24 protein-coding genes are annotated in these 20,773 nt (G+C 71.7%); 11 read left to right on the top strand and 13 right to left on the bottom strand.

The window, feature by feature from the left end; all coding sequences use genetic code 11:
* Nucleotides 1-71 precede the first annotated feature (71 nt).
* Genes BMY97_RS24940 through BMY97_RS24930 form a run of 3 tightly spaced genes read right to left on the bottom strand, consistent with a single transcriptional unit; the run spans nt 72 to nt 2,198 of the window.
* Nucleotides 72-929: an alpha/beta fold hydrolase gene (locus tag BMY97_RS24940; RefSeq protein WP_091620437.1), complete on the bottom strand. Its 858-nt coding sequence runs from the start codon at nt 927-929 to the stop codon at nt 72-74.
* Nucleotides 922-1,413 (bottom strand): VOC family protein, encoded by a 492-nt coding sequence (locus BMY97_RS24935; RefSeq protein WP_091620434.1) that lies wholly within the window; start codon nt 1,411-1,413, stop codon nt 922-924. The genes BMY97_RS24940 and BMY97_RS24935 overlap by 8 nt, the downstream gene beginning before the upstream one ends.
* Nucleotides 1,410-2,198 carry an SDR family oxidoreductase gene (locus BMY97_RS24930; protein WP_091620431.1) on the bottom strand — a complete coding sequence of 263 codons (789 nt, stop codon included), beginning with the start codon at nt 2,196-2,198 and terminating at the stop codon, nt 1,410-1,412. Before BMY97_RS24930 ends, BMY97_RS24935 begins: the two co-directional genes overlap by 4 nt.
* A 197-nt stretch (nt 2,199-2,395) precedes the next feature.
* Between BMY97_RS24930 and BMY97_RS24925 the strand changes: the two genes are divergently transcribed.
* Entirely contained in the window at nt 2,396-3,523 is a 1,128-nt protein-coding gene (locus BMY97_RS24925; protein ID WP_091620428.1) for an inorganic phosphate transporter, read from the top strand.
* 10 nt (nt 3,524-3,533) lie between these two features.
* Nucleotides 3,534-3,755 carry a hypothetical protein gene (locus BMY97_RS24920; protein WP_091620426.1) on the top strand — a complete coding sequence of 74 codons (222 nt, stop codon included), beginning with the start codon at nt 3,534-3,536 and terminating at the stop codon, nt 3,753-3,755.
* Here BMY97_RS24920 and BMY97_RS24915 read toward each other — a convergent pair.
* Both BMY97_RS24915 and BMY97_RS24910 read right to left on the bottom strand, forming a co-directional pair.
* Nucleotides 3,737-4,465 (bottom strand): hypothetical protein, encoded by a 729-nt coding sequence (locus BMY97_RS24915; protein WP_091620423.1) that lies wholly within the window; start codon nt 4,463-4,465, stop codon nt 3,737-3,739. The two genes, BMY97_RS24920 and BMY97_RS24915, sit on opposite strands and share 19 nt — an antisense overlap.
* The gene (locus tag BMY97_RS24910; RefSeq protein WP_091620420.1) at nt 4,462-4,671 is read right to left on the bottom strand and encodes a hypothetical protein; all 210 of its coding nucleotides are present in this window, start codon (nt 4,669-4,671) and stop codon (nt 4,462-4,464) included. Before BMY97_RS24910 ends, BMY97_RS24915 begins: the two co-directional genes overlap by 4 nt.
* A gap of 98 nt (nt 4,672-4,769) precedes the next feature.
* Between BMY97_RS24910 and BMY97_RS24905 the strand changes: the two genes are divergently transcribed.
* Both BMY97_RS24905 and BMY97_RS24900 read left to right on the top strand, forming a co-directional pair.
* Complete coding sequence (locus tag BMY97_RS24905) at nt 4,770-6,353, top strand: sensor histidine kinase (RefSeq protein WP_091620418.1); 1,584 nt, start codon at nt 4,770-4,772, stop codon at nt 6,351-6,353.
* The gene (locus BMY97_RS24900; RefSeq protein WP_091620415.1) at nt 6,350-7,009 is read left to right on the top strand and encodes a response regulator transcription factor; all 660 of its coding nucleotides are present in this window, start codon (nt 6,350-6,352) and stop codon (nt 7,007-7,009) included. Before BMY97_RS24905 ends, BMY97_RS24900 begins: the two co-directional genes overlap by 4 nt.
* On the opposite strand, the gene BMY97_RS24895 is transcribed toward BMY97_RS24900, so the two are convergent.
* Nucleotides 6,906-8,123, bottom strand: a complete 1,218-nt coding sequence (locus BMY97_RS24895; RefSeq protein ID WP_091620414.1) for an FAD-dependent monooxygenase — start codon at nt 8,121-8,123, stop codon at nt 6,906-6,908. The genes BMY97_RS24900 and BMY97_RS24895 overlap by 104 nt on opposite strands.
* Before the next feature lie 107 nt (nt 8,124-8,230).
* Here BMY97_RS24895 and BMY97_RS24890 point away from each other — a divergent pair, with 107 nt between their 5' ends.
* Entirely contained in the window at nt 8,231-8,728 is a 498-nt protein-coding gene (locus tag BMY97_RS24890) for a TetR/AcrR family transcriptional regulator (RefSeq protein ID WP_425425326.1), read from the top strand.
* 46 nt (nt 8,729-8,774) lie between these two features.
* Here BMY97_RS24890 and BMY97_RS24885 read toward each other — a convergent pair whose 3' ends face one another.
* The 4 genes from BMY97_RS24885 to BMY97_RS24870 form a co-directional block, all read right to left on the bottom strand.
* Nucleotides 8,775-9,563: an ABC transporter permease gene (locus BMY97_RS24885; protein ID WP_091620409.1), complete on the bottom strand. Its 789-nt coding sequence runs from the start codon at nt 9,561-9,563 to the stop codon at nt 8,775-8,777.
* A complete protein-coding gene (locus BMY97_RS24880) occupies nt 9,560-10,465 on the bottom strand; it encodes an ATP-binding cassette domain-containing protein (protein ID WP_091620405.1) in 906 nt (301 codons plus the stop codon). The genes BMY97_RS24885 and BMY97_RS24880 overlap by 4 nt, the downstream gene beginning before the upstream one ends.
* A gap of 105 nt (nt 10,466-10,570) precedes the next feature.
* Nucleotides 10,571-12,997 (bottom strand): ATP-dependent helicase HrpB, encoded by a 2,427-nt coding sequence (gene hrpB / locus BMY97_RS24875; RefSeq protein WP_245787477.1) that lies wholly within the window; start codon nt 12,995-12,997, stop codon nt 10,571-10,573.
* Nucleotides 12,994-13,824, bottom strand: coding sequence for a glutamate ABC transporter substrate-binding protein (locus BMY97_RS24870; protein ID WP_091620403.1), 831 nt, complete (start codon nt 13,822-13,824; stop codon nt 12,994-12,996). Before BMY97_RS24870 ends, hrpB begins: the two co-directional genes overlap by 4 nt.
* 87 nt (nt 13,825-13,911) lie before the next feature.
* Between BMY97_RS24870 and BMY97_RS24865 the strand changes: the two genes are divergently transcribed.
* The 5 genes from BMY97_RS24865 (at nt 13,912) to BMY97_RS24845 (ending at nt 18,110) form a co-directional block, all read left to right on the top strand.
* Nucleotides 13,912-14,439: a MauE/DoxX family redox-associated membrane protein gene (locus BMY97_RS24865; RefSeq protein ID WP_091620400.1), complete on the top strand. Its 528-nt coding sequence runs from the start codon at nt 13,912-13,914 to the stop codon at nt 14,437-14,439.
* A 6-nt stretch (nt 14,440-14,445) separates the two neighbouring features.
* Nucleotides 14,446-15,258, top strand: coding sequence for a DsbA family protein (locus tag BMY97_RS24860; protein WP_091620398.1), 813 nt, complete (start codon nt 14,446-14,448; stop codon nt 15,256-15,258).
* A 269-nt stretch (nt 15,259-15,527) separates the two neighbouring features.
* On the top strand, nt 15,528-15,833 hold the full coding sequence (locus tag BMY97_RS48550) for a hypothetical protein (protein WP_091620395.1): 306 nt from the start codon (nt 15,528-15,530) through the stop codon (nt 15,831-15,833).
* 76 nt (nt 15,834-15,909) lie between these two features.
* Nucleotides 15,910-16,587 (top strand): CHAP domain-containing protein, encoded by a 678-nt coding sequence (locus BMY97_RS24850; protein WP_091620393.1) that lies wholly within the window; start codon nt 15,910-15,912, stop codon nt 16,585-16,587.
* Nucleotides 16,588-16,808: 221 nt separating this feature from the next.
* Complete coding sequence (locus tag BMY97_RS24845; protein ID WP_091620390.1) at nt 16,809-18,110, top strand: RICIN domain-containing protein; 1,302 nt, start codon at nt 16,809-16,811, stop codon at nt 18,108-18,110.
* 48 nt (nt 18,111-18,158) lie between these two features.
* On the opposite strand, the gene BMY97_RS24840 is transcribed toward BMY97_RS24845, so the two are convergent.
* From BMY97_RS24840 to BMY97_RS24830, 3 genes are all read right to left on the bottom strand, one after another.
* Complete coding sequence (locus BMY97_RS24840; RefSeq protein ID WP_091620387.1) at nt 18,159-18,461, bottom strand: winged helix-turn-helix domain-containing protein; 303 nt, start codon at nt 18,459-18,461, stop codon at nt 18,159-18,161.
* Nucleotides 18,458-18,961 (bottom strand): hypothetical protein, encoded by a 504-nt coding sequence (locus BMY97_RS24835; RefSeq protein WP_091620384.1) that lies wholly within the window; start codon nt 18,959-18,961, stop codon nt 18,458-18,460. Before BMY97_RS24835 ends, BMY97_RS24840 begins: the two co-directional genes overlap by 4 nt.
* Nucleotides 18,962-19,027: 66 nt before the next feature.
* Nucleotides 19,028-19,633 (bottom strand): TetR/AcrR family transcriptional regulator, encoded by a 606-nt coding sequence (locus tag BMY97_RS24830; protein ID WP_245787476.1) that lies wholly within the window; start codon nt 19,631-19,633, stop codon nt 19,028-19,030.
* 117 nt (nt 19,634-19,750) lie between these two features.
* Between BMY97_RS24830 and BMY97_RS24825 the strand changes: the two genes are divergently transcribed.
* The gene (locus tag BMY97_RS24825; protein ID WP_091620381.1) at nt 19,751-20,773 is read left to right on the top strand and encodes an aldo/keto reductase; all 1,023 of its coding nucleotides are present in this window, start codon (nt 19,751-19,753) and stop codon (nt 20,771-20,773) included.

Below are 20,773 nucleotides of genomic sequence, written 5' to 3'. Positions count from 1 at the left end.
CGCCGCGGTCGGCCCGAGGCGGGTGGGGCAGGACCCGCTGCCGGGCTGAGCCGGGGCTCCCCACACCGGGGTCAGGCCGGGTGCGCGGCCAAGTGGTTCAGCACCAAGGGAATCACCTGGTCCGCTGCCTCCTCCGGCAGCCAGTGGCTCGCGTCTTCCAGGATCTCGAACTGGTACGGGCCCTCGATCAGCTCGCGGGTGAGCGTGGCGGCGCCGCGGCCCAGCTTGGTGTCCTGGGCGCCCCACAGGTAGAGCGTGGGAACCGTGATGGGGCCGGCGGGGATGGTAAACGCGTCGTCGGTGGCGCCGCGGTACCAGTTGAGCGTGGCGGTGAGGGCGTCTGGCTCCGTGAGGCGCCGGACGTTGTGCTCCACTTGCGCTTCCGGGATGCGGCCGGCGTAGGCGGCGCGCAGGCGGGACGCGCCGTCGGCCAGCAGGGATGCCTCGGCGACGCCGCCGGGGGCGCGGAAGAAGCGGACGTAGTCCAGGTTGCGGTTCTGCTCCTCGTCGGACTGGGCGGCTCGTTGCAGGGCCACGGGATGCGGGGTCGCGAGGACCGACAGGGAGCGGAGGCGCTCCGGGTGGCGGGTGGCGAGCACCCACGCGACCATGCCGCCCCAGTCGTGGGCGACCAGGTGGAATCGGCCTGCGCCCAGAGTGTCCGCAAAGGACAGTGCGTCCGCGGCCAGGTGGTCGATCGAATACGAGCCGACGCCGGGCGGGCGGGCCCCGCGGGCGTAACCGCGCTGGTCCACGGCCACGGCGTGCCAGCCGGCGGCACCGAGGGCGCGCAGCTCGGCCGTCCAGGAATCGGCGAACTCGGGCCAGCCGTGCAGCAGCAGGACGAGCTCGCCGGTTTCCGGGCCGGCGGCCAGCGCGGTGTGCCGGTGCTCGCCGATCTCGAGCGTCAGCTCTCGCAGGTCACTCACCGGCGAGCCCCCGCCCGGGCAGCCACGGGACGGCGATGCGATGCGTCTCGTCCAGGACCTCCTGCAGCTCGACCACGTTGCCGTCCGGGTCGCGGCCGTACGTGGTGCGCACGTTCGGCGCGACCAGCTGCGGCGGGCAGTGGAACGTCATGCCCGCGGCGACCAGGCGCTCGTGCTCGGCGTCCAGGTCGGTGACGTCGAAGCACAGGTGCGTCAGGCCGGGGTCGCAGACGCGGCGCGCGGGGTCGCCGGGGCCGGGCTCGGGGCTGGTGTACTCGAACAGCTCGATGTACGCGTTTCCTTTGCGCAGCATGACACTGTGGGCAGAGCAGTCGTGCAGCGCGGTGATCTGGTCCGCGACGTCCGTGCCGACCTGCCAGCCCCAGTCGCTGATCACCTCGCAGCCGAACAGGTCGACGTAGAAGGCCGTGGTGCGCTTGATGTCGAGCGTCGCGATGGCGAGGTGGTGGATGCCGCGGATCATCGGGCGGCCCCGCCCTCGACGAGCGTGCGGACGCTGGCGAGCCAGGCCTCGTGGTCGGTGGCGCGCAGGACCATGCGCTCGGCGACGTCCTTGTGCGGCAGGATCAGCAGCCGTTCGGCGCGCATGCCCTCGACCACGGCCTCGGCGACGTCGGCGGGCTGCAGCACGCCTGCGGCGGCGACCACTTCGGACGCCCCGGAGGACTGGCCCATGGCTTCGTCGAGCAGCCGCGTCTGCACGGCCTGCGGGCAGACGCAGGAAACGCGGATGCCGTTGTGGTGGTAGGTCATCGAAAGCCACTCGGCGACGGACACCGCGGCGTGCTTGGTGACCGTGTACGCCATCGCGGACGGCTGGATCAGCAGGCCTGCGGCGGACGAGGTGTTCACCAGATAGCCGCCGCCGGCCTCGGTCATCCGCGGCACGAGAATTCGCGACGCCCACACGTGCGACATCACGTGGATGCGCCAGAGCCGGTCCCATTCGCCGTCGGGGGTCTCCGGCCCGGCCGCGGGACCGCCGACGCCGGCGTTGGAGAAGTAGACGTCGATCGGGCCGTTGGCCTCGGTGGCGAAGTCGATCAGGCCGGTCACGTCCGATTCGAGCCCGGCGTCGAACTTCCTCGCCGTGGCACCGAATTCCGCGGCGACCGCGCGGGCTCCTTCGAGGTCGGCGTCGGCCACGACGATCGCGCGGGCGCCCTCCCGCGTGAACCGTTCGACCAGCGCGCGGCCGATCCCGCCGGCGCCGCCGGTGATGACGATGTGCTTCCCATGCAGTTCCACGGGCCCACCGTAGGCCGGAAAGATCAAGGAATTCCAGAGAAGTCCCCCTGACGCAATTCCGTCAATCAGAACATTTCGTACAGCAGGAAAAAACGGGTTCACCCAGAGTTCAGTAACTCGACATTCCGGTGGGATCGGGGGTCCCCCGATCGTGAGTAGCGTCGAATCGGCACTTCGGCCGAAGATGGAGAGCGCGCATGGACTTTTCCCTGATCGTCTTGGTGGTGGTCGTGGCGGCACTCGCCTTCGACTTCACCAACGGGTTCCACGACACGGCGAACGCGATGGCGACGTCGATCGCCACGGGCGCGCTCAAGCCGAAGGTCGCGGTCGGCATCTCCGCCGTGTTGAACCTGGTCGGTGCGTTCCTGTCGATCGAGGTCGCGAAGACGATCTCCGGCGGCATCGTCGACGACACCAAGGTGACCCCGGTGGTGATCTTCGCCGGGCTGATCGGCGCGATCATCTGGAACCTGGTGACCTGGCTGGTCGGGCTGCCGTCGAGCTCTTCGCACGCGCTGTTCGGCGGGCTGATCGGCGCGACCTGGATCGCGTCCGGCGCCGACGCCGTGCACTTCGGCAAGGTGATCGAGAAGGTGCTGATCCCCGCGGTCGCGTCGCCGGTCGTGGCGGGCATCGTGGCGCTCGTCGGCACGTTCCTCACCTACCGCATCACGCAGAAGTCGCGGGAGAAGGTGGTGGGCAGGGGCTTCAAGACCGGCCAGGTGCTCTCGGCCAGCCTGGTCTCGCTCGCGCACGGGACCAACGACGCGCAGAAGACCATGGGTGTCATCACGCTGGCGCTGATCGCCGGCGGCACGCTCGCGCCCGGCTCGAACCCGCCGCTGTGGGTCATCGTGGCCTGCGGCCTGGCGATCGCGGCCGGCACCTACCTCGGCGGCTGGCGGATCATCCAGACGATGGGCAAGAAGCTCACCGAGATCCAGACGCCGCAGGGCTTCGCGGCGGAGACCAGCTCGGCGGCGGTCATCCTGGCCTCCTCGCACCTGGGCTTCGCGCTGTCGACGACGCACGTGACATCGGGCGGCATCATCGGCTCCGGCCTCGGCCGCAAGCTCGCCGAGGTCCGCTGGGGCGTCGCGGGCAAAATGGCCATCGCCTGGGTGCTGACCCTGCCGGCCGCCGCCATCGTCGGCGCGCTCGCCGCGGTCATCTCGACGCAGGGCAGCTGGGGCACGGTGCTGGTCGGCGGGATCGGCGTGATCCTCGCGCTGGGCATCTGGCTCGCCTCGCGGCGCAACCCGGTGACGGCCGAGACCATCAATGAGCCGGAGGCCGTCGAGGCCGCCCCGGTCGCGGCTTGAGGGAGCGGGCATGGACATCAACTGGGGCGCGCTCGGCGAGGTCTTCGTCGTCGCGCTGGTCGCCGCCGTGGTACTGACCACGCTGTTCGCTTACGGCATCCGCGGGCTGTCCGAGCGCGAGTCGGCGAAGGAACAAGGTGGCACGGGCACCGTGCAGCTGACCGGTTCGGTCGTCTGCTTCGCCGTCTGCGCGGCGGTGGTCGCCTACGGGATCTACCTCATCGTGGCCTGAGCGCGGGCGCGCAGGCTTTCCGGCAGCTCGTCGAGCAGCGGCAGGACCGCGGCTCGGCGAGTTTCGCCGAGGTGGGACAGCACGTCGAGGGCGGGCTCCCACAGCGTCTCGTCCGCCGCGGCCGCGCGGATCAGGCCGGGCAGACGGCCTTCGGGCAGCAGGCCCATCACGTGGTCGATGCGTGACTTGTCGTCGAGGACGTACGCGGTGCGCAACAGCGCTTCGTCGGACAGCAGGGCGAGGCTGCGCCGCACGGTCGGGTCCGGCAGGTGCCCGACGAACCGGCCCAGGGTGATCCAGTCCTCCCGCCGCGTCAGCTCCCGCGCGACCGCCAGCACGGTGTCGAGCGGGATGCGCGTGATGATCGCCGTCGCGCGCCGCGGGTCCAGCTCGGCCGCCACTTCGGCCAGGAACTTCGGCGGCAGCCGCTTCGCGACGTCGACGCCGCGGGAGACGTCGACCAGCCCGGCGATCCGCGCGCACAGCAGGGGCCCGAACACCTTCTCCGCGATCTTCGCGATCAGCGGCGCGGGCAGCAGCCGGCTGGCCAGCGCCATCCGCTCCAGCACCACGAGGTTCGCGTCGAACAGCGTGGTGGTCGCCTGCTCGCGGAACAGCTGCAGGTCGGCGAGGTCCACGTCGGACAGGTAGGCCAGCCGCTCGGGCTCGACGCCGAGCACCCGCGCGAGCTTGAGGATCTCCGGGTTCACAGCCCGACCACCTTGCGGACGGCCCCGCGCAGCAGCGCCGGGACGTACCGGAGGCCTTCCTCGCCCGCTTCGCCGAGCGCCTTGGCCTGCCGGTGCCGGGCGTCGCGCAGGGCCTGCGCGAGGTCGCGCTTCTGCTCCTCGGGCAGGGCTTCGATGCCTGCGGGGAGTGGGCCGCCGAGTTGCTCGGCGAGGGTGCGCTCGGCCATGGTCACCCATCATGCCCCAGTGCCGCGGTGGCGCAGAGCGAGCGGGGTTGACTTTCGGCAGTGGTGACGCCGGCCGCCGCGCTTGTAGCGTCTGGGCCATGAAGGAGGCGGCCAGGCGCTGGCGATCGGTGGTGTTCGACGTCCTGGCCTGGTTCCTGCTCTCGCTGCTGGTGGTGATCGACGCCTCGAACAACCCGAGCCGCTGGGAGCTGGCGGGCGGGCTGGTCGCGGTGGCGGTGGCCGCCGTGACCCTGCGCCGGTACCCGACGTTCGCACTCGCCGTGACGATGTCGACGGCCGTGGTGGTGGCCGTCGGCTGGGGCGGGCGGGTGGCTGTGTGGGAGGTCTTCTTCATGGTCGCCATGGCCTACCGCGCGGGGTTGCGGACGACGCGGGTGTGGCTGGTGGCCGTGGTGTGCGGCGGCATCGTGCTCGCCGGCCTGCCGGTGGCGCTGCTCGTGCCCGCCGCCGGGCTGGAGGCCTGGGCGGGCATGCTCGGGGTGATGGCGTTCGCGGCCGTGACGCCGTGGCTGCTCGGCCGGTTCGTGCGGACGCGGGGGGCCCTTTCGCGCACGGGCTGGCGGCTGGCCGCGGAGATGGAGAGCCGGCAGCGGCTCGTCGCCGATCAGGCCCGGCTGCGGGAGCGCGCGCGGATCGCCAGCGACATGCACGACTCGCTCGGCCACGAGCTGAGCCTGATCGCGGTGCGGGCCGCCGCGCTGGAGGTCGCGGGCGGGCTGGCCGAGCCGCAGCGCACGGCCGCGGGGGAGCTGCGGGAAAGCGCGGCGACGGCGACCGAGCGGCTGCGCGAGATCATCGGCGTGCTGCGCGAGGACGCGGCGCCGGTGGAGCCGGTGCAGGGCGATCTGGGCGAGCTGGTCGACCGGGCGCGCGCGTCCGGGCTGCTGATCCAGTCGCAAGTGGACGATCTCGTGGCCGCGCCGCCGATGGTGGCGCGCGCGGCGTACCGCGTGCTGCAGGAGGCGCTGACGAACGTCGCGAAGCACGCGCCGGGCGCCGCCGTCACGGTGCGGGTGTTGAGTTCGGCCGAGACGACGGAGGTCCGGGTGCTGAACGCGGCGCCGCCCGCGGGCCCGCTGCCCGGCGCCTCGGGGCGACGGGGCCTGATCGGCCTGCGCGAGCGCGTGCGGCTGGTCGGCGGCACGTTGCACGCCGGCCCGCGGACCGGTGAGCTGGGCGGGTTCGAGCTGGTGGCGCGGCTGCCGCACGATGCGGCGCCGGTCGAGGAAACGCCGGAGAGCCGTGACGCCGCCGAGGCCGTGGTCGGGCCGTCGACGGCCGCGCGGGAGCTGGAGCTGGCGCGCCGGGACGTGCGGCGCAGCCTGGTGCAGGCGATCGTGATCCCGCTGCTGATGTTCGGCGTGGTGATCGCCGGGGGCGGGCTCGTGTTCCTGGTGCAGTGGTCGGATTCCGAGCTGCCGATGGGGGCCTACCAGCAGCTGCGGATCGGGGCGCCCCGCGCGTCGTTCGCCGGGCTGCTGCCCGCGCGCCAGCGGATCGCCAAGCCGCTGGACGGCGAGCCGCCGGTGCCGCCGGGCGCGAACTGCGAGTACTACGGGACCGGGCGCAGCTGGACGAACTCCGACTATGCCGTCTACCGGCTGTGCTTTGTGGACGGACGGCTGGTGGAGAAGGACTACTACAGTGAGGACCGACGGTGACCAGGGTGCTGCTGGCCGACGACGAGGCCATGATCCGGGCGGGCGTCGCCGCGATCCTCGCCACCGGTGAGGGCATCGAGGTGGTGGCCGAGGTGGGTGACGGGCGCGCGGCCGTCGAACAGGCACTGGCGACCCGGCCCGACGTCGTGCTCCTCGACATCCGCATGCCGGTGCTCGACGGCCTCGCCGCGGCCGGGGAGATCCGCCGCCTGCTGCCGGAAACGGGCGTGATCATGTTGACGACCTTCGGCGAGGACGCCTACATCGAACGCGCCCTCGGCCTCGGCGCGAGCGGTTTCCTGTTGAAGTCGGGGGATCCCCGGGAGCTGCTGGCGGGGGTCCGGGCCGTCGCGGACGGGGCGGCGTTCCTCTCGCCGAAGGTGGCCCACCGGGTCATCTCGCGGCTCTCCGGCGGGCAGCTCAGCCGCGGTGTCGCCGCGCGGGAACGGATCGAGGCGCTGACCGTGCGCGAGCGCGAAGTGCTGACGCTGCTCGGCGGCGGACTGTCCAATGCGGACATCGCCGCGCGGATGTACGTGGTGGAGGGCACCGTCAAGGCGCACGTGAGCACGATCCTGACCCGGCTGGGTGTGCGCAACCGGGTGCAGGCCGCGATCGCGGCCTACGAAGCGGGGCTGGTGGGCGGTGAGGGCTGAGGCTGGGCGGTGACCACGCGTTGATGTCGCCGCCGACCCTCGCGGTCACCGAACTCGGGGCGAGGCGCAGCAGGCTGTTGCGAACGGCCAGCGCCACGCGGTTGCGCAGCAGCGGACCGGCGGCGCCGGCCCGGATGGAGGCGCGCGCGACATGCTGGCTGCGTGGCCGGCGTTCCGCGTCGTAGCGGGCCAAAGCCGTCGAAACCGTGTCCGAAGTGGACATCGTGGCGGCCAGGACCACGGCGTCTTCGATCGCCTGGCAGCCGCCCTGGCCGAGGAACGGCGGCATCGCGTGTGCGGCGTCGCCGAGCAGCGCCACCCGGCCGCGGGTGTACGCGGGCAGCGGGGTAGCCAGCTGGAACACGTCGTGGTGCAGGATTTCCGGCGTCGACGCGATCAGCTCCGGGATCGGCGCGTGCCAGCCGCCGCAGACCGACGCCAGGTGAGCGCGCACGTCGGCGTGCCGGATGCCTTCGGGGACGGCCTCGGCGACCCACCAGTAGACGCGGCCGTCGTGCAGCGGCAGCACGCCGGCCTCCGTGCCGCGCGCCCACGTTGTGCTCAGCCGCGGAGCTTCCGGCAGTTCGACGACGCCGCGAAACGCTGTGCTGCCACTGTAAGCCAGCCGCGAAGACGGCCAGAACGCTTGTCGCACCGGGCTGTTGATGCCGTCGGCGGCGACCACGAGGTCGGCGCGCACCTCGCCGTCGCCGTGGCGGACGAGGCCGTCCGGCGAAACGGAGATGACGGTGACCCCGGCGCGCAGGCTCGACGCGGGCAGCTCGGCGCACAGCGCTTCGATCAGGTCGGCGCGGTGGACCACGCCGAGCGGGAGGCCGTAACGACGTTCGAAGGTCGCCGCGTCCCAGCGCGCCAGCCGCCGCCCGGTTGCCGTGCTCAGGCCGCCGCCGCGCTGCGGGGCCGTCGGCGGGCGCACGCCCAGCTCGGCCAGCGCGCGCTGGGCGTTGGGCCACAACGAAATCCCGGCGCCGATCGCGTCGAACGCGGCGGCGCGCTCGTAGACCGTCACCCGCCAGCCGACGCGGTGCAGCCCGACCGCCGCGCTCAGCCCGCCGATGCCGCCGCCGACCACCACGGCGTGCCGTTGTGCCATGACGTCCTCCTCTGCGGATGTAGTGGACTCTACACCTGTAGAGTGGCCGGGTGGAGCGAATCGGGACGATCGGGGACGCGGCCATCGAGGTGATAGCGGCCGAGGGCATGCGCGGGCTGACGCACCGCGCCGTCGACCGGGCCGCGGGCCTGCCCGTCGGCTCCACCTCGTATTACGCGCGCACGCGGGCCGCGCTGCTGGAGCTGGCCGTCACGCGGATGGTCGAGCTGGACAGCACTGAATTGGAGCCGCCGGTCGGGGGACTGGCGGAATTCCTCGCCGCGACGGTCCACCAGGCGATCACCGAGGGGCGCACGCGGATGCTCGCGCGGTACGAGTTCGCGCTGGAGGCCGTGCGCCGCCCGGAACTGCGCGCTGCGTACGACCGCGGTGGCCTGCTGCTGCGCCGCCGTTGCGCCGAGATCCTCGAGGCCGCGGGCTCTCCGGCGCCGGAGCGGCACACGCGGGTCCTGATCGGCTGGCTGGACGGGTCGATCTTCGACGCGCTGGCGGGCACGGGCTCGCTCGCCCCGCCCGGCCTCAACGAACTGACCGAAAGCGCGCGGGAACTGTTGGCGGGGCTGGGATTGCCGGACACGCGGTGAAGGACTCCTTACCCCCGATGCGGGTAAGAAGTCCTTCACCCGCGGTTCAGGCGTCGCGGCGTTTCAGGACCGCGGTGCCGACCAGCAGCCCGGCCGCGGCCCAGACCAGGCAGATCACGACGCCCACCCCCATGCCGTACGGGGGCGGACCGCCGAACAGCGGGTTCGCCGAGCCGGGCGCCGTCATCGCGTTGAGGCCGGCGAACGCGGGGAAGTAGTTCATCGTCCCCTGCCAGACGTACGAGGAAAGCAGCATCGGCAGCGGCAGGAGCAGCACCATCACCGTCACGATGGTCCCCGCCGCGCTGCGCAGCGCGAACCCGACGCCGAGGCAGAGCACCCCGAGCAGGGCGAAGAACGCGCCCATCCCGACGGCCGTCAGCAGGCCCGTGCCGAAGGAGGTCGGCAGGCCGGCGCTCCCCATCAGGGACCCGCCCAGCGCCATCCCGGCCAGCGCGACCACCAGGCCGTAGCCGAACAGCACCGGCACCAGCACCGCGGCCTTCGCTACCGGGACCTGGCGGCGGACCGGCACCCACTGCAGCGTCGACCGGATCCCGCCGTTCGCGTACTCGCTCGTGACGAACAAAGTGGCCACGGCGATCACGAAGAACTCGGTCATGTAGATGGCCCCGGCCGCCACCATGCTGTGCGCGCCTTCCGGACGGTTGTCGCCGATGTGCTGCGACAGGCCGGAGACGCCGCTGTAGAGCAGCATCGTCAGCAGTCCGCCGGAGAGGCACCACCAGGTGGCGCGCACGGACCAGAGCTTCGTCCATTCCGACGCGATCGCGCCGCTGAGGCCGCCGCCCCGGACTGTTTCCGTCGTGGTCATGCCGTCACCCCGTATTCGACCGACGAAGCGGTCAGTTCCATGTACGCCTGTTCCAGCGATGCCGTCCGCTCGGCCAGCCCGTGCAGCCGCACGCCGAGTTCGTGCGCGAGGTCGCCGACCTGGCCGACGGTGACGCCGTCCACCAGCAGCTCGCCGGGCTCGCCCGGGCGCGCGGCCGGGCCCAGCCGGGCGGCCAGCGCTTCGAGTTCCGCGGGCACGGGCACGCGCACGGAGACGAGACTGGTCGAGTTGCCGGCGATGAACTCGTCGACGGGCGCGTCGGCGAGCAGCTTTCCCTTGCCGATCACCACGAGCCGGCTCGCGGTCAGCTGCATCTCGCTCATCAGGTGGCTGGACACGAACACCGTCCGGCCCTCGTCGGCGAGGGAGCGCATCAGCTGACGCACCCAGCGCACGCCGTCCGGGTCGAGGCCGTTCACCGGCTCGTCGAACATCAGCACCCCCGGGTCGCCCAGCAGCGCGCCCGCGACCCCCAGCCGCTGGCCCATGCCGAGCGAGAACTGGCCCACCCGCTTGCCCGCGACGTCGGTGAGCCCGACGGTCGCGAGCACCTCCTCGACGCGTTTCACCGGGATTCCGTTGCTGCGCGCCATCGCGGTGAGGTGCTTGCCCGCGCTGCGGCCCGGGTGCAGCGACTTGGCGTCGAGCAGCGCGCCGACCTCCCGCAACGGATGCCGCAGCTCGGCGTAGGGCTTGCCGCCCACCAGCACCTCGCCGGCACTCGGCCAGTCCAGCCCGATCACCATCCGCATGGTGGTCGACTTCCCCGAGCCGTTCGGCCCGAGGAACCCCGTGACGGCGCCGGGCGCGACGACAAACGTCAGCGCGTCCACCACCGTCTTGTCCCCGTAGCGCTTCGTCAAACCTCGAAGCGTGATCATGTTTTCCTCCTCGATCCCCGTCTGCGATCGAGTCTGCGGCTCGGGGTGCCCCGTGGACATCGGCCGAGCGGCCCGGGCGACCCCCGACTTTCGGCAGGGGGCCGCTCAGCGGGCGCGGCGCGTGGTGTGCCGGGTCGGGGCGGCGGTGGCGGGGTCCTCCGGCCACGGGTGCTTCGGGTAACGGCCGCGCAGATCGGCTCGAACGGCCGCATAGCCGTTGTGCCAGAAGGATTCCAGGTCCGCGGTGACGGCGGCGGGCCGGCCGGCGGGCGACAGCAGGTGCAGCAGCACCGGGACCCGGCCGTCGGCGATCTTGGGGGTGGCGCGCCAGCCGAAGGTCTCCTGCAGTTTCACCGCGAGCACGGGCTGGTCGCCGCTGTAGTCGACGCGGAGGTGGGAGCCCGAAGGGACCTCCAGCCGGTCCGGCGCCAGCTCGTCCAGCCGGGCGGCGGCGGGCCAGGGGAGCAGGCCGCGCAGGGCCGCGCCCGCGTCGATCGTGGCGAGGTCCGCGCGGCGGCGGGCGCGGGAGACGTCGAGCCAGGTGTCCAGAGTGGACAGAAGTGCCGGATCGCCGACGTCGGGCCAGGGTTCGCCCAGCACCCGGTGCAGGAACGCCATCCGCTCGCGCAGCCGGGCGCCGTCGACGCTCCAGCGGAGGAGGCCGAGGCCCTCGTCTCGCAGGCCGGTCAGCAACGCTTCGCGCACGAGCTTCGGGTCCGGGGAACGCAACGGTCGCGCGGAAAGCGTGATAGCGCCCAGCTTCCGGACGTGGCGGGCCACCACATCGCCGTCCCAGGCGACTTCGTCCACTTCGGACACCACGTTGGGTGCCGCTCGCACGGCCAGTGCTTCGTCGGCGGCCGCGGCGAGCCGGATCGTGCCGTGGACCCGACCGGGGTCCCGCGTGGCCTCGCCGACGGCGAGCCATTCGACGTCGCCCAGCCCGCCCCCGGCGGGCAGTTCGGCCGCGGTGCCGCCGGCCATCAGGTACACCGGCGCGGTGCCGGAACGCCGCCGTGCCAGCCGTTCCGGGTGTGCTAGCGCGACGACCAGCGCCGCGTCGGGTTTCCCGCGCTCCGGGCCGCGCACCAGGTTCGCCAGCCGGCGGGACTCGGTTTTCCAGCGCCGGGCGCCCTCGTCGGTCGAGGACCGCAGCCGTCGCAGCTCGGCTTCGACGTCGGTGAGCGTCGCGCCCGCGTCCAGCAGGGCGACCACCTCGGCGGCGAAGCGTGGTCCCGTTTCCGCGGCGCCGTCGAGCAGGGCGCGGGCCAGCCGCGGGTGCAGGCCGAGGTCGGCCATCCGGCGGCCGCGGGCGGTGACCTCGCCTTCGGCAGTGGTGGCTCCCAGCGTCCGGAGCAACGTGCGCGCCGCCGCGAGCGCGCCTTCACCCGGCGGGTCCCACCAGGACAGCGCGCTGCCGTCCGGAGTGGACCAGCAGGCCAGCTCCAGCGCGAACCGCGCCAGCTCCGCCGTGCGGATCTCCGGCTCGGGGTACGCGGGCAGCGTCGCCTGTTCGTGCTCCGCCCAGCAGCGGTACGCGCGGCCGGGCGCCTCACGGCCCGCGCGGCCGGCGCGCTGTTCGGCCACGGCCGCCGAAACCCGCACCGTCGCCAGGCCCGGCAGGCCGCGCCGGTGGTCGACCCGGGGGACGCGCGCGAGCCCGGAGTCCACCACGGCCCGCACCCCCGGCACGGTCAGGCTCGACTCCGCGACCGCCGTCGACAACACCACGCGACGCCGTTCTCGCGGTCGCAGCGCGTCGTCCTGGCGGGCCGGGGAGAGGCGCCCGTGCAAGGGCAGGACATCGGCGTCCAGTGTGGACAGAAGGTTCGAGGTTCGCGCGATCTCCCCGGCGCCGGGGAGGAACGCGAGCACGTCACCGTCCCCTTCGGACAGTGCTCTCCGAACCGCGCCGGCCACCGCCGCTTCGGGCCGCTCGCCGCGGGCGGGCGCGCGGTAGGAGACCGTGACGGGATACGTGCGGGCCTCGGCCGTCACCACCGGCGCGTCGCCCAGCAGCTCCGCGAGCCGCCCGGCCGCGACGGTCGCGGAGGTCGCCAGCAGCCGCAGGTCGTCGCGCAGGCCCGCGCGGACGTCGAGGAGCAGGGCGAGCAGCAGGTCGGCGTCGAGGTGGCGTTCGTGGCACTCGTCGAGCAGCACCGTCGACACCCCGGGCAGCTCCGGGTCGTTCTGCACCCGCCGGACGAGCAGGCCCGACGTGACCACCTCGATCCGCGTGCGCGACGACACCTTCCGGTCGCCGCGCACCGCGTAGCCCACGGTCTCGCCGACCGGCTCGCCCAGCAGCCCCGCCATTCGCGTGGCCGCGGCCCGGGCGGCGAGCCGGCGCGGCTCGGCCACGACGACCCGGCCGGGGGAGCCGGCGAGCGCGAGCGGCACCAGCGTCGTCTTGCCCGTGCCCGGCGGCGCGACGAGGACCGCGGTGCCGTGGGCGTCGAGCGCGGCCAGCAGCGACGGCAGCACCGCGCGGACGGGCAGGTCCGGGAGCCGTTCGGGAGGCGGGATCGTCACCGCTCGGTGACCTGCGGGGGCGGCGGCAGCGGGTAGTTCGACGGGCCGATGTTGGCCTGCAGCGACTTCAGCCACGCGCCGCTGGAGATCATGTCGCTGATGGCGTCGTCGATCGCGTGCTGGCTCTCGGTGTCGCCCTTGCGCAGGCCGATGCCGTAACGCTCGGTCGAGAACGGCTTCCCGACCACGCGCAGCAGCTCCGGGTCCTGCGCGGCGAAACCGGCGAGGATGACCGCGTCCGTGGTCACGGCGTCGACCTGGTTCGCGAGCAGCGCCGTGACGCAGTCCGGGTAGCGCGGGTACTCGACCAGCTGCACGGCTTGCGCGAACTTGTCCCGCACCATCTGCGCCGGGGTCGAGCCGGTGACCGAGCACAGGCGACGGCCGTTCAGGGTCTCCGGGCCGGTGATGTCCGCCGAGTTCAGCCGCACCAGCAGGTCCTGCCCGGTGCTGAAGTACGGCCCGGCGAACGACACCAGCTGCTTGCGCTTGTCGGTGATCGAGTACGTGCCCACGATCAGGTCCGCCGCGCCCGAGGTGAGGTCCGACTCGCGGGTGGCCGGGGTCGTCTCGTGCCAGGTGATGTGCTGGGGGTCGACGCCCAGCTTGCCGGCCACGTACTCGGCGACGTCGACGTCGAAGCCGATGAACCGGCCGTCGATCGTGCGCTGGGAGAGGCCGGGCGAGTCGAAGCGGATGCCGATCGTCAGGTGCTTGCCGTCACTCGCCCGTTTGATCAGCGGGTCACTCGCGGTGACCGTGCCCGGGCCGCACGCCACGCACGTGACCAGCAGCAATGCCGCGGCGAACAGGGCACGAGCGCGCATGCCGCCTCCGTTCGCGATCGGTGACCAACTCACAAAGTTCTCAGGTCCGGCGGTTAGCCTAAGCCTGTGCGAAGACTGCCCCAACCCGTGCTCGACACCGTCGGCACGCTGGCCCGGCTCGGACTGGCGGCCGTATGGCTCATTTCGGGCGGCATCAAGCTGGTGGACCCGGGGCAGACCTACATCGCCGTGCAGGCGTACGACGTGCTGCCGCACGCGCTGGTCGGCCCCGTCGCGACGGCGTTGCCGCTGCTCGAGCTGGTCCTCGGCCTGCTGCTGCTCGCCGGCCTCGCCACCCGTTACGTGGCCGGGGTCGCGCTGGTGCTGCTGGCCGTGCTGATCGCGGGCATCGCGCAGTCGTGGGCGCGCGGGCTGAGCATCGACTGCGGCTGCTTCGGCGGCGGCGGGAGCGTGTCGGCCGGGCAGACCGAGTACCCGCAGGAGATCCTGCGCGACACCGGGTTCGCCCTGCTGGCGATCTGGCTGCTGGTCCGCCCGCGCACCTGGGCCTCACTCGACGGTTGGCTCGGGTGGGGCCGGGAGAAGACCACCGGGAGCGGGAACTCCACCGGCCCGGCGGACGACTACTCCACGAGCATCGCTGAAGGGAAATAGGAACTGATGGGTGGAGCAGCGCGGAGCGCTCGGAAGAGCCGGCAGCAGGCGCAGGCGGCCAGGTCCGTCGCGCAGGCCAGGGGCACGGCCGGCGGGGACCCGAAGAAGGTCGCGATCGTCGTGGTCGCGGTCGTGGTCCTCGCCGCGCTGGTGATCGGCGGCGTGATCTGGATCAACTCGAGCAAGAACTCGACGGAGGGCACCGCGATCCAGCCCGGCGCGAGCCCGACGCTGGCCGCCGGCGTGGTGGAGAAGCTCGACGGTGTTGTGGTCTCGGTCGGCAAGCCCGGCGCGCCGAAGACCATCGACCTCTACGCCGACTTCCTCTGCCCGTACTGCGGCCAGCTGCAGAAGGACTACGGGCCGAAGATGGAGCAGGCGATCAACAACGGCCAGCTCACCGTGCGTTATCACATGGTGACGCTGCTGAACCAGAACTCGAGCCCGCCGGGGTACTCGCTCGAATCGGCGAACGCGGCGCTGGCCGCGGCCGGCTCGCAGAAGTTCACCGCCTTTCACGACGCGCTGTTCAAGAACCAGCCCGAGGAGGGCCAGCGCGGCTACGACAAGGGGCAGCTGATCAAGCTCGGCCAGGACCTCGGCATCACCGATCCGAAGTTCGCGCAGGCGGTCAACGCCGGCACCTACGACGCGCAGCTGCAGACCGCGTTCCAGCAGGCCGAGAACGACCCGAACCTGGCCCAGGACTTCCCGAACGGCGCGCACGGCTTCGGCACGCCGACCATCGCGGTGAACGGCAAGGCCATCTCGACCTCGGGCGACTGGCTGACCGGCGTGCTGAACGGCACGGCGAGCTGAGCCTGGGCACACGGACGCGACCACCAGCGCGAGCAGCGCGTCGTCGAGTCGCGTGCCGGAATCGTTCAACAGCAACGGTTCCCACGCGAGTGGCGGCGACGGTCGTGGTGGCGGGTCGGTGGGCAAGCCGCGACTGCCCGGTCATGGTCAGCCCGCAGCAGTCGAGGCCATGGCCCCGCGCGATACCGCCCCAGACGTGATCGGCGCGGGTTGCCGAGCTGGCCCACTGCGCGCAACGCCGGGCGGGCGACCGGAGGTACCAGGCGCTCGTGCCGGTGCTGGAGCCCGCGCAGCTCACGTCGCTGGGCTACGAGCCGCTGGCCGAGGACGACCCCGACTACTACGACGACAGCCCGGGCACCGCGCACGCCTCCGACGGCGCGGTCGAGGTGACCGTCGACGCGTTCGGCTCGCTGCACCGGCTGTGGCTGGCGCCGTCGGTGGCCAACGCCGACCCTTCGGCGCTGATCGTCCAGACCTCCTCCGCCGCGATGACGGCAGCGGCGCGGAGCGGACCGGCCGGTCCGGCCGCTGACGAGGACGACTGGTCCACGTTCGACCGCCCGGACCGCTGAGGGAAACCGCTTCGGGCGAACCCGAACGGCTGGCCGCGGAGGCGGATCCGGGGCCGGGCGCCCGAAAATCCGGGGTATGCGAACGAAGATCGTCACCGCCCTGCTCCTCGTGGCCGGTTTCTGCGCGCCCACTTCGGTCACCGCCGCCACCGTGACCGCGCGGACCGGTCCCGGCACCGTGTTCCCCGCTTCGGCCGCGGAATTCGAGGGCCGGACCACGGTCGTCTGCACCGTGCGCGCCGAACCGGTCGACGGCAACGACAGCTGGGCGAGGCTGAGCACCGGTGGGTGGGCCCCGGCCGCGCAGTTCGGGGCGGCGACCGGCGTGCCCGAGTGCGACGGGACCGGCGCGTACCCCGCCGGCGACGACTACCCGTATCGGACGGACCGCACCGACAACGTTGACAGGTGGGCGTTCTACCGCGGCCAGTGCACCTCGTTCGTCGCCTGGCGGCTGGAGCAGACGCTCGGGTACTTCCACAACTTCCAGTGGCACAACGGGATTCCCGGCCACTGGGGCAACGCCGTCGACTGGGACGACAACGCGCGCAAGCTCGGCTACCGCGTCGACCGGGTGCCGGTGCCCGGCGCCGTGGCGCAGTGGGAGAGCGGGCACGTGGCGTACATCAGTGCTGTGCAAGGGAAAACGGTCACGGTGGAGGAGTACAACTGGGTCACGCCGCTGGCTTACGACATCCGGGTGACGACGATGGACCGGATCAGCGCCGTCCTGCACCTGGTGCCCGGGCGGTGACACCGGCTTTCCCGCTGACCGGTACCCGGTGCCGGTGAGGTCTGGACCACCGCGCTGAACTGTGCGTTAATTCAAGACGTGAAGTTTTGTTTTCCCGCCGAAGAGAACTCGAATGCGCGGTGACGTCCAGCGGCCCGCGCGGGTCCACTTCGGCTGCGGGAGGCGGTATTCCCGCCGCTTCCCGTGACGGTGTACCCCCGCCCCCACCGGAAGGTTCCTTCATGTCCGTCAAACGACGCCCGTTCGGGCTCGTGGGCAAGGCATTGGCGTTTTTCGCCGCCTGCCTCGGCCTCGCGTTCGGCTCGCCGGCTCTCTCCTCGCATGCCGCCGCGGCGACACCGTTCAAGGTGCTCGCGTTCTACAGCGGCACCTACGACGCCGCGCACATCAGCTTCGAAAAGGAGGCCAACGTCTGGTTCCCCCAGCAGGCGGCGGCCAACGGGTTCAGCTATTCCTCCACCAACAACTGGGACCAGCTCACCAGCATCACGCCCGATCAGGCCCAGGTGGTGATGTTCTTCGACGACCAGCCGCAGTCGCAGGCGCAGTTCGAGGGCTTCCAGCGATACATGAACGCCGGCGGCGCGTTTTTCGGGTTCCACGTGTCGGCGTACAACGACGATTCCACGCCAACGTATGCGAACTGGTTCCACAACGATTTCCTCGGCACCGGCCGGTTCGTCTCCAACAGCTGGGGCCCGACCGCCGAAACGCTGAAGATCGAGAACCGCACGCACCCGTCCACGGTGAATCTGCCCGCGACCATCCAGTCCTCGGTGAGCGAGTGGTACTCCTGGCAGAACGACCTGCGGCAGAACCCGAACATCTCGATCCTGGCCTCGCTCGACCCGTCGACCTTCCCGGTGGGCGACGACCCGAACCAGACCTGGTACAGCGGCTACTACCCGATCATGTGGACCAACAAGAACTACAAGATGCTGTACGCGAACTTCGGCCACAACAAGATGAACTACGACACCAACACCGCGCTCTCCTCGACTTTCGAGAGCGCCGACCAGAACAAGTTCGTCCTCGACGGACTGCGCTGGCTGGGCGGCGCTTCGAGTGACGGCGGCACCCCGCCGTCCGGCGGGATCTCGCCGACCGCCTGGTACCCGGTGGTGAACAAGGCCAACGGCAAGTGCGTCGACGCGCGTTCCGCCGCCTCGGCGAACGGCACCGTGATCCAGCAGTACGCCTGCAACGCCACGAACGCCCAGCAGTTCCAGTTCCAGCCGACCAGCGGCGGGTACGTGCGGGTGAACAACCGGACCGACCCGGCCCAGGTGATCGATGTGTCCAATGTGGCCACCACGGACAACGCCGGACTCCAGCTGTGGGCCTACAGCGGCGGGGCGAACCAGCAGTGGCAGCCGGTTTCGGAAGGCGGCGGGTACTACCACTTCGTCGCCCGTAACAGCGGAAAGTGCTTGACCGTGCCCGGCGGCTCGACCGCGGACAGCGTCCAGTTGGTCCAGTCGGCCTGCACCGGCGGGGCGGCGCAGTCGTTCCACGTGGCGTGACATGCGTGAGTGCTGAAGCCGGTTATCGCTGGCTTCAGCACTCACGTTTCAACGGTTCGGGGCTCGCTCGACGATCAACCGCAGCGCCTCGACGTGCTCCAGGAATCGTGCCCGTCCTTCGCCGGTGGCCTGCACCGAGGTCTTGGGCACCCGGCCGAGGTAGGTTCGGCGCTGTTCGATGTACTCCGCTTTTTTCAGGGTCGCCAGCTGTTTGGACAGTGCGGAGTCCGAAAGGGACACTCCGTCGCGCAGGAAGGCGAAGTCGCACCATTCGGCGGCGTTGAGCACCGACATGATCGCCAGCCGCGTCGGGTCCGACAGCAGGCGGTCCAGTTCCGGTCCTCCGGTCATGCGTTCGTGCGCCGCTGGGAACCCGCGACCAGCGCCTGCCCCAGCGCGAACAGCGCGGTGAACGCGGCGCCGTAGACCACGCCGACCACGGTGTTCGGGTAGTCGCGCAGCCCGACCGTGCCGGCCAGGCTGCCGGCGAAACCGGTGCCGTACTGGGCGATCAGCCACGCGCCGAGCACCCCGAGGGCCAGCACGACCCCGAAGACCCACGGGACGAACGGCTGCCGCTGCTGCACCCCGCGCATCCGGCCGAGCAGCGACGACCGCTCGTACCGGCTGGCCACGAACACCACCACCAGCGCGACGATGACCAGTACCGCGACCAGTTTCGCGCCGCTGAGGCTGATGAAGTCGTTGGCCGCCGAGCCCGCGGCGCCCACCACGAACATCCCCGCGTAGACCCACCACGGCAGCCGCGCCGCCCGCCGGGTCCGCTCCTGGTGCGCGCCGACCGACGCCAACGCCTCCGCTGCCTGCTGCTGCTCGTCCTGCTGGTTCATGACGTCCTCCCGTTTGACTACTTGCCTATCTGGAAAGTACTCACTTCTTTCCGATGAGGCAAGTAGTCAGGACGGGCGGCGCAGCCCGTCGACGAGGAGGGTGACCATGCGCTGGTTGTAGGTGAACTCCTCGCCGCGGATGGGCTGGCACAGCAGCGCGATGGCGTTGAGCAGGTCTTTCGCGCTGGCGTCGGCCCGGATTTCGCCGGTCTCGGCGGCGGCTGCGAGCAGTGCTCCGAGGGTGGGTTCGAGTCGCTGCATGAAGTAGCCGGGCAGGGCGTCGAAGGCCGGATTGCCCGAATGCATGGCCGCGGCGAGCCCGCGTTTGGTCCCGAGCAGCTCGGTGTACCGGTGGATCCACTTCGCGAGCGCGGCTCTCGGTTCGTGCTTGGCGCTCAAGGTCGGCCCCGCCTCGGCGCAGGCGTCGATCCCGCTCTGCACCACGGCCGCGACCAGGTCCGAGCGCTGAGGGAAGTGCCGGTACAGCGTGCCGACGCCGACGCCGGCCAGGTCGGCGATCTCCTTCGCGGGCGCGTCCACGCCCGACGTGTCGAACACGGCCTTCGCGGCTTCGAGCAGGGATTCGACGTTGCGTTGTGCGTCGGCGCGCAGCCGGCGCGGTGGCTGCGCGCTCGTCTTCCCGGCTTGGGCCGGCTCTGGGTGATCGGCCACGATCCTCCTCCGCTTGCGTAACCGGAAAGCCTTTCCGTATGGTTGTGGAAGAGCTTTCCGCTTAGGTCGAGGGTACGGCATCCGCCGGGCGCCGGCCGTGATCCCAGGAGCCATCGCATGCAGTACCGCACTCTCGGCCGGACCGGCATCAAGGTCAGCCCCTACGCGCTCGGCACGCTGATGTTCGCCACGTCCATCGGCAACCCCGACCACGAGGACTCGATCCGCGTCATCCACAAGGCCCTGGACGCCGGGATCAACTTCGTCGACACGGCCGATGCCTACGGCGACAGCGAAGAGATCGTCGGCAAAGCGCTCAAAGGCCGTCGTGACAGCGTGGTCCTCGCCACCAAGTTCGGCCGCCCGATCGGGGACGATCTCAATCGCCAGGGCGCCTCGCGTCGCTGGATCACTACCGCGGTCGAGAACTCGTTGCGCTGCCTGCAAACCGACTACATCGACCTGTACCAGCTCCACCGGCCGGACCCGGCCACGGACCTCGGGGAAACGCTTTCCGCGCTGTCCGACCTGATCCGCGGCGGGAAGGTCCGGGCGATCGGGACATCCGCGCTGCCCGTGTCCGACCTCGTCGAGAGCCACTGGATCGCCGAGCGGCGGGGCCTGGAACGGCTCCACACCGAGCAGCCGCCGTACTCGCTGCTCAACCGCGGCATCGAACGCGAGGTGCTGCCGGTGGTGCTGCGCCACGGGATGGGCACGCTGGTGTGGGGCCCGCTCGGGCAGGGGCTGCTCACCGGCCGCGTCCGCAAGGGCGAGCACAACGACCTGCGCCGGGCGGGCCTGGCCAAGCACCTCACCGACGAGCGCCGGCTCGACGTCGTCGAGCAGCTCATCCCGGTCGCCGAGGCGGCGGGCCTGCCGCTGACCCACCTCGCGATGGCGTTCGCGATCGCCCACCCCGGCGTGACCAGCGCGATCATCGGCCCGCGCACGATGGCCCACCTCGACGACCTGCTCACCGGCCTCGACGTCGTGCTGACCGACGAGGTCCTCGACCGGATCGACGAGATCGTCCCGCCCGGCACCGACGTCGGCACGCTCGACCAGGCCTACCTGCCGCCGTCCCTCCAGCACGCCGGTCTGCGCCGCCGCCCGCTCGGCGAGCGCGGCGCGGTCTGA

This window comes from Amycolatopsis saalfeldensis, assembly GCF_900110575.1.
In the GTDB taxonomy this organism is placed as follows: Bacteria; Actinomycetota; Actinomycetes; order Mycobacteriales; family Pseudonocardiaceae; genus Amycolatopsis; species Amycolatopsis saalfeldensis.
The sequence above is the reverse complement of the archived record's forward strand: the minus strand, read 5'-3'. Positions and strand labels throughout refer to the sequence as shown.